The 6,228-nt window shown below is 61.0% G+C and carries 8 protein-coding genes; 6 read left to right on the top strand and 2 right to left on the bottom strand.

The features are described from left to right. From FHS48_RS19775 to FHS48_RS19765, 3 genes are all read left to right on the top strand, one after another. The coding region (locus tag FHS48_RS19775; protein WP_221443623.1) for a hypothetical protein at positions 1-501 on the top strand (501 nt) is incomplete at its 5' end. Continuing rightward, positions 498-1,439, top strand: a complete 942-nt coding sequence (locus FHS48_RS19770; RefSeq protein ID WP_184266707.1) for a DNA cytosine methyltransferase — start codon at positions 498-500, stop codon at positions 1,437-1,439. The genes FHS48_RS19775 and FHS48_RS19770, both read left to right, overlap by 4 nt. After that, positions 1,436-2,134: a SprT-like domain-containing protein gene (locus FHS48_RS19765; RefSeq protein ID WP_184266704.1), complete on the top strand. Its 699-nt coding sequence runs from the start codon at positions 1,436-1,438 to the stop codon at positions 2,132-2,134. Before FHS48_RS19770 ends, FHS48_RS19765 begins: the two co-directional genes overlap by 4 nt. Positions 2,135-2,162: 28 nt before the next feature. Here the strand turns inward: FHS48_RS19765 and FHS48_RS19760 are convergent, their stop codons facing one another. Next, a complete protein-coding gene (locus FHS48_RS19760; RefSeq protein ID WP_184266701.1) occupies positions 2,163-2,489 on the bottom strand; it encodes a hypothetical protein in 327 nt (108 codons plus the stop codon). Between the two features lie 374 nt (positions 2,490-2,863). Between FHS48_RS19760 and FHS48_RS19755 the strand changes: the two genes are divergently transcribed. The 3 genes from FHS48_RS19755 (at position 2,864) to FHS48_RS19745 (ending at position 4,254) form a co-directional block, all read left to right on the top strand. After that, positions 2,864-3,475, top strand: a complete 612-nt coding sequence (locus tag FHS48_RS19755) for a hypothetical protein (RefSeq protein ID WP_184266698.1) — start codon at positions 2,864-2,866, stop codon at positions 3,473-3,475. Between the two features lie 148 nt (positions 3,476-3,623). Beyond that, entirely contained in the window at positions 3,624-3,812 is a 189-nt protein-coding gene (locus FHS48_RS19750; protein ID WP_184266696.1) for a type II toxin-antitoxin system HicA family toxin, read from the top strand. A gap of 46 nt (positions 3,813-3,858) precedes the next feature. Then, positions 3,859-4,254, top strand: coding sequence for a type II toxin-antitoxin system HicB family antitoxin (locus FHS48_RS19745; protein ID WP_184266693.1), 396 nt, complete (start codon positions 3,859-3,861; stop codon positions 4,252-4,254). 67 nt (positions 4,255-4,321) lie between these two features. Here FHS48_RS19745 and FHS48_RS19740 read toward each other — a convergent pair whose 3' ends face one another. After that, positions 4,322-5,935: a recombinase family protein gene (locus tag FHS48_RS19740; protein ID WP_260402611.1), complete on the bottom strand. Its 1,614-nt coding sequence runs from the start codon at positions 5,933-5,935 to the stop codon at positions 4,322-4,324. Positions 5,936-6,228: the final 293 nt, after the last annotated feature.

Raw genomic sequence — 6,228 nt, 5'->3', positions numbered from 1 at the left:
GAGGCTGACGCAGCAGGTTATCCACAGACCGATCTGTCAGGGAGGGATGACGGATCTGTCACCCTGAAATACCTTACAAAGAAATCCAAACAAGATTCTGTACAGGCTTTCCGGGGGGTGCAGACCCTGCCCGGTGCTGATGACAGTCAGCTCGTCGGGCTGATGGTATTGGCCTCCCCCACTCTGCAACGGGTGCTGTCTCCGACGGATCAGATTGCCCTGTCGTCCCCGGATACCGCGTCTGTGGCCCTTGGTGCCCTGACCCGTGCGGTGTCGTGGCTGGTTCGTCAGGAATTGGCTTTGCAGGGGTCCGTGTGGGCGTCAGCCCTGCGGAAACACGGCATCACAGCCCTTGCCGCTGCCGTTGTCGCTATTGAGCGCCATGGAGTGCGCAACCGGGCGGCCTACCTGCGGGGGATGTTGGGCCGGGAGGGATTGCGCCTCACCGTCCGCCACAGTCTAGGTGCCCTCAGTCTGTCTGCTGGGGAGCGGGCACAATGATCTACGGCTCCGTGTGCAGTGGCATTGAGGCCGCAACAGTGGCGTGGCATCCGCTGGGGTGGCGGCCGGCCTTTTTCTCCGAAGTCGCAGCATTCCCCCGTGCGGTGTTGCAGCATCATTATCCGTCCGTGCCCCTGCACGGTGATTTCACGACCATTCAGGCCGGTGATTATGAGGCAGTTGACCTTCTCGTTGGAGGAACCCCCTGTCAGGACTTCAGCATCGGCGGACCCCGCCATGGTTTCGGAGGTTACAGGGGCAACCTCACCCTCGAATTTGTTCGCCTGGCTGACCGGCTGCGTCCCGGTTGGATTGTCTGGGAAAATGTCCCCGGTGTCCTGTCAGTGGACGGGGGACGGGCATTTTCTGCCATCCTCGGGGGGCTGGCGGAACTCGGGTATGGCCTCGCTTACAGAATTCTGGACGCTCAGTTTTTCGGACTGGCCCAGCAACGCCGCCGTCTCCTCCTTGTCGGATGTACTGGAGGAGGAGACGCCGCCGCGCAGGTACTTTTTGAGTCCGGTTGCTTTGTCCGGCGTACTGGACCGCGACCGGCGGCGGTCGTGTCGGTTTGTCTTACGGCACGGGGTGCGGGTTCTCTCGATGACCGAGAAACATACATTGTTGAGCCTTCCGGTGTCCGACACCTGACGCCCCGCGAGTTTGAACGCCTTCAGGGCTTTCCCGACAGTTATACGCTGATCCCGACCCGGCGCTGGCGCTCGATTGACGACGATGAGGCCGACTGGCTGGCAAGACAGGGAGCCGTTCTGCGCCGGAAAGATGGGAGGTGGCAGACCAATGCTGCGGCAGACAGGCCCCGTTATGCGGCCCTTGGCAACAGCATGCCTGTTCCGGTTATGGGATGGCTGGGTCGTCGGATCATGGCTGTGCGGACAGCAGGTGTCGCCTCTCTCCGGTCGGAGGCGGCAGAATGACCCACTCCCCTTCTACCGAGCTTTACAGCCTGTTCCAGCGGCTGTTCACCGAGATCAACGCCCTGTTCGATCCTCCCCTGCCGGTGCCGATGTTCGCGCTCGATCAGTCACCCAAGGGCTTCGGCTATTACCGCCGGGGGCGGTTCGTCAGTGCCAGGGGGGAGATTGCCGACGAAATCGCCATCAACCCCAAGTATTTCGCCACCCACGGCTTCCGGGAACTGGTGCAGACCATGGCCCATGAAATGGTCCATCAGTGGCAGGAACACCACGGCAAGCCGTCGCGCAGCGGCTATCACAATGCGGAGTGGGCCGGGAAGATGGAGAGCATCGGCCTGATGCCCTCTTCGACGGGAGAGCCGGACGGGAAGAAAACCGGGCAGTTGATGGCCGATTATCTGATTGAAGGAGGTCCTCTTGAGGCCCTGTATCAGCGCCTGAATGCCGAAGGGGTGATGATTCCTTGGTATGACCGGCTGGTGGTGGCCTTGGCCGCTGAGGCCGGTGTGGGCATTGCCCTGTCGTCCTCGGTGACGGCGGCAGCCGTCTCCCTGCCGGTGGTGAAGCCCGAGGCCAAGGCGAAGACCAGCTATTCCCACCAGTGCAGCGATGACACCGAGCCTTTGAAGGTCTGGGGCCGCAAAGGGCTGGCCCTGACCTGTGGCCTGTGCGGTGGCGTGTTCGCTGAAGGGTAAGGCAAGGTTTGTATCGTACTTTACAAACTCAGAGCTGGAAGCTGAACCGCTTTGCCGCGTCGGCGAGGCGGTTCGCCAGTTCGGCCCGCTGGGAGCTGTTCAGCGCGTCGGGGTGGGCCAGCAGCCAATCCAGTTGCCGGAGCAGGTCCGCATGGGCCTGTTTCGCCAGCCGCACCGGGGCACCCTTCAGCCACGCCTGAAGCTGCTTCAGTTCCTCGGGTTGTAGGCTGGCCACGGTGCCGGGGGGCACGTCTTCCAGCGCGGTGGCGGACGCGGGGAAGGATCCGATCTGTTGCCTCCGTCCCTCTGTTGAGCGGTACAGTTTCACCCGGTTGGCAACAATCCGAAATTCCATGATGCACCTCTCTCATAGGTACAAGACAATTGAATATCTCGTGTACCCAAAATGAGGGCGCATATCAAGAATTGTGCTATGTACCTTTTTGATGGGTGCGCAAAAACCGGGCGCGGTGGTGAGGGAAAAGTCTTCAAGCTCCTTCGGAGCCGTAGGGGCTTCGCCCCGGCCTCCACAAGGGGCAAGCGCGGCCTGAAGGCCGCTGTTGTCCGGCAGGTCTCCCCATAGTCGCCTTGCAGGCGACCACCCTTCGCGCCGCCCGGTGGGCGGTGGGTGATCCCCCTCCTGCCGGACAACCCCTTGTGGACGCCTCCTAGTTTCTGACGACAGGGCAAAGTTCGATCCACCCAGTCCGAAGAAAAGGGACCCACGCCATGACCGCAATCGTGATTGATCTTCAGACCCTGCTGTCTCTGGCCGCTGCCGATGCCCAAGAAGCGGCTACTCATAAGCGGGAGGCTGCCAAGAGCGGGGCCGATGACAAAAAGCGGAACCCTTACATGCCCGCCTATTGCGACCCTGACAACGAGTTCCGGGGCAGCAAGTACGACGCCACCCGCGACCTGCCGTTGACCGAGGTTTGCAAGCGGATCCGGCAGGATATCAGGGATGCCATCGCCGGGGGGCTGCTGCCGAAGGTGAAGGTATCCGTGCGGAAGGAAGATGCGCGGGCGGTTACTCTGATCGTTAAGGAGGTGCCCGAAGCGTTCCAGTTTTACAGCCCGAAATATCTGAAGTGGGCGCGGGAGTATCCGTTTGAAGACAAGCATGGGTGTGGCCGGAATTATCCGGGGTGGAGCGATCCGAGATCCGAACAGTATCGTCAGGTGATTGACGCCCTGACCGAGATTGTCCAAGCCTATAACCGGGATAACAGTGATTCGATGGTCGATTACTTCGACGTCCGTTTCTACACGACCGTAGACTTCTGCCGGGAGCTGACGGCAGGCCGCAAGGAAGAGGAAATGGCTGCCTTGCCAGCCTGACGGGGCAGACGTCCGGGGCCGGGGAACTGGCTCCTGCATGGAGACTCATGCGGGGAATATCGGCGAAAACTATTTATACACACGATTACCCATCTTCTTGAAAAATGCTCTATCGTGTGTATAATTAATTGATAGGAATGGGGGAGAGATGAACAGCCGCGAGATACTGAAGCGCCTCCTTCAGGCGGGATGGTACAAGGTGGGCCAGACAGGCAGCCATATTCAACTTAAACATCCAACCCGACCCGGAAAGGTTACGGTGCCTCACCCAAAGATGGAAATCAGGATTGGAACCTTGCGGAGTATCGAGAAACAATCAGGGGTCCGGCTCTCCTGAGCCGGGCATCCTTCCCTTTGACTGTTAGCTTTGAGAGGAACCCGTGATGTTTAAAACTTATGCGGCCGTCATTGAAACCGGGCCTGACTCCGAGGCGGGATGCTCGGCCTTCTTCCCTGATCTACCGGGCTGCGCCGCCGCCGGGGATACCGTCGCCGCCTGCTTTGAGGATGCACACGGTGCTTTGGCCCTGCATTTGGCCGGGATGATTGAGGACGGTGACCCCTTGCCTGATCCCACGCCACTGGACCAGATCACCGTGGATGATGACGTTCACGTTGCCCATATTGCCCTGATCCGCGTCCCGGTGACCGGCAAAACCCAGCGGATCAACATTACCATCGACAGCACCTTGCTGGCGGCAATTGACGATGTGACGACCAACCGCAGTGCATGGCTGGCCGATGCTGCCCTTGCGGCGTTGCGTGGGCAGGCCCGCTGATCAAGACGCTGAATGATCGGGCAGGCAGGTTTGTACCGTACGATACAAAACCGCCCTGACCGCCCTGTCAGGGGTCAATCCGCAGCAGGTGCATGACGGCCAGAAGGTTCCAGTCGATCACAACACGCCCCGGATAGAGCGTGACCCGGTTGAGACAGTCGCGCAGGCGCTTGTTGGGCTGGTAGTCCATCAGATCGGCCTGAAGACGCCCGGCATAGGTGCGTATCACTCCCACCGCCTTCAGGGCCGTCTTTTCGGTCGGGGACAGCAGGCGCAATTCGCGGATGGCGGTTGACCGCTTCATGATCAGGCCGCGGATCTTGTCTTCCCCGGCAGACAGGAAAGTACGGACCTCTTCCCGCCGGGGAGAGCCGCCGAGGATATCCAGCACCGCCGCAATCTCTTTGCGGGCGTCGGCCTCCTGCTGTTCCAGCTTGATGATGGACGCTTTGTATCCGTCCCGCCGGGCCTGAATATCGCCACTGGCGTGGGCCGCCAGCACCTCGGCGGGGTCCAGCCGGGTCAGGGCGTCTATGGCGATGTCAAAGAAGCTGTCCAATGTGCGGGGGCAGTGCGGGCAGGATTCCGTCTTGCAGCCATAGAGGCCCTTGCGCAGTGACCCCATTTTCTGTCCGCTGGTGCCGCAATAGAGCTTACCGCTGAAGAACAGCATGGCATTGGTCAGGGTGCGTTCCTGCCGCAGGCGCAGGAGGCGTTGCCGCTCTGCGGCCTCCTGCGCCTTGCGCTCCTCACCCAGCCGCCGCCGTTCCTCTTTCACGTCCCGGCGCACACTGGATCGGCGGTCAAGCTCCTCCTGCACGTCGTCAAAAAGCTGCCCCGGCAGAATGGCCAGCTCCGGCACGTCCGCCGTCACCCATTCGTCTTCGGAGCGGATCACCGCCAGCCGCAGGCCGGTTTCCGGGTGTGATTTCCATTCAGACCGGTTGAAGATGATGCGGCCCCGGTACAACTGGTTCCGCAGGATCCCGGAGCCACGGGAGGCGGTGCCGACCAGTGTAGAGCCGTGCCACAGGCCGCCGCCGGGGCTGGGGATGGCCCGGGCGTTCAGATCTTCGGTGATGCGCTTCAGGCTCTGTCCGGCAAGGTAATCCTCGAAAATCTGACGGACGATGGCCGCTTCTTCCGGCACGATTTCCCGCAGGCCCCGGACTGCTTCCCCGTTCTCATCAATCCGTGGGGTTGCCCGATAGCCGTAGGTCCGGCCACCGGGGACGCTGCCGCGTTTGGCGGCGGCCTTCATGTCCCTGCGGGTCTTGTCGGCGAGATCCGTTAGGTAGAGGGCGTTCATTGTCCCGCGCAGACCGACATCAATCTGGGAGATGGTGCCATTGCCCAGCGTCTCGATGCTGATACCGAGGAAAGACAGGATATCGTAGGTGTCGGAGATGTGCCCGATCCGGCGGCTGAGGCGCGACAGGTCTTCGGTCACGATGACATCCACATCCCCACGGCGGGCAGCAGCCAGCAGGCTTTCCAGTCCGGGGCGCTGACGGACTTTCCCCGAGACGGCCTCATCGGTGAAGATGCCGGAGATCTGATAGCCCCGGCTCAGGCAATGGGCTTGGCACCGGGCAATCTGGTCGGCGGTGGATGTGGCCTGTTTGTCGGTGGAGTGGCGTGCATAGAGCGCCGCCCGTTTTGGGGTGCCTGAGGGTGTCATGTCTGCCAAGGGGAAGGGATTTCCACCAAGAGCCATAATCAACGGGCGGCAGTGCAGACAAGAGAGAAATCAGCCAGAGGTGTAATTTCTCAGAGTTTCTCACACTTTATCATAGATTCTCAGAGTTTCTCAATCTTCGGGGGCAATTTCTCAGAGTTTATCAGAGTTTATCAATGTTTCTCAGAGTTTGGGCGCGCCCCCCTGTTCCTTTCCCTGTCGTCACGCTGGCAGGATAGGCGCGGTGGTACCACCGCGCTCCTGCCCTTATTCGCATACGCTCAACGGGGGGTAAA

The organism is Novispirillum itersonii (genome assembly GCF_014205675.1).
GTDB classification, from domain to species: Bacteria; Pseudomonadota; Alphaproteobacteria; order Rhodospirillales; family Rhodospirillaceae; genus Novispirillum; species Novispirillum itersonii_A.
Note: the sequence above shows the minus strand (reverse complement) of the source record. Positions and strands in the feature narration are given on the sequence as shown.

Bases quoted from the DNA above. Each gene is read 5' to 3' on its own strand.
- FHS48_RS19770 (WP_184266707.1), top strand. From the start codon at position 498: ATGATCTACGGCTCCGTGTGCAGTGGCATTGAGGCCGCAACAGTGGCG.
- FHS48_RS19765 (WP_184266704.1), top strand. From the start codon at position 1,436: ATGACCCACTCCCCTTCTACCGAGCTTTACAGCCTGTTCCAGCGGCTG.
- FHS48_RS19750 (WP_184266696.1), top strand. From the start codon at position 3,624: ATGAACAGCCGCGAGATACTGAAGCGCCTCCTTCAGGCGGGATGGTAC.
- FHS48_RS19760 (WP_184266701.1), bottom strand. From the start codon at position 2,489: ATGGAATTTCGGATTGTTGCCAACCGGGTGAAACTGTACCGCTCAACA.
- FHS48_RS19755 (WP_184266698.1), top strand. From the start codon at position 2,864: ATGACCGCAATCGTGATTGATCTTCAGACCCTGCTGTCTCTGGCCGCT.
- FHS48_RS19745 (WP_184266693.1), top strand. From the start codon at position 3,859: ATGTTTAAAACTTATGCGGCCGTCATTGAAACCGGGCCTGACTCCGAG.
- FHS48_RS19740 (WP_260402611.1), bottom strand. From the start codon at position 5,935: ATGACACCCTCAGGCACCCCAAAACGGGCGGCGCTCTATGCACGCCAC.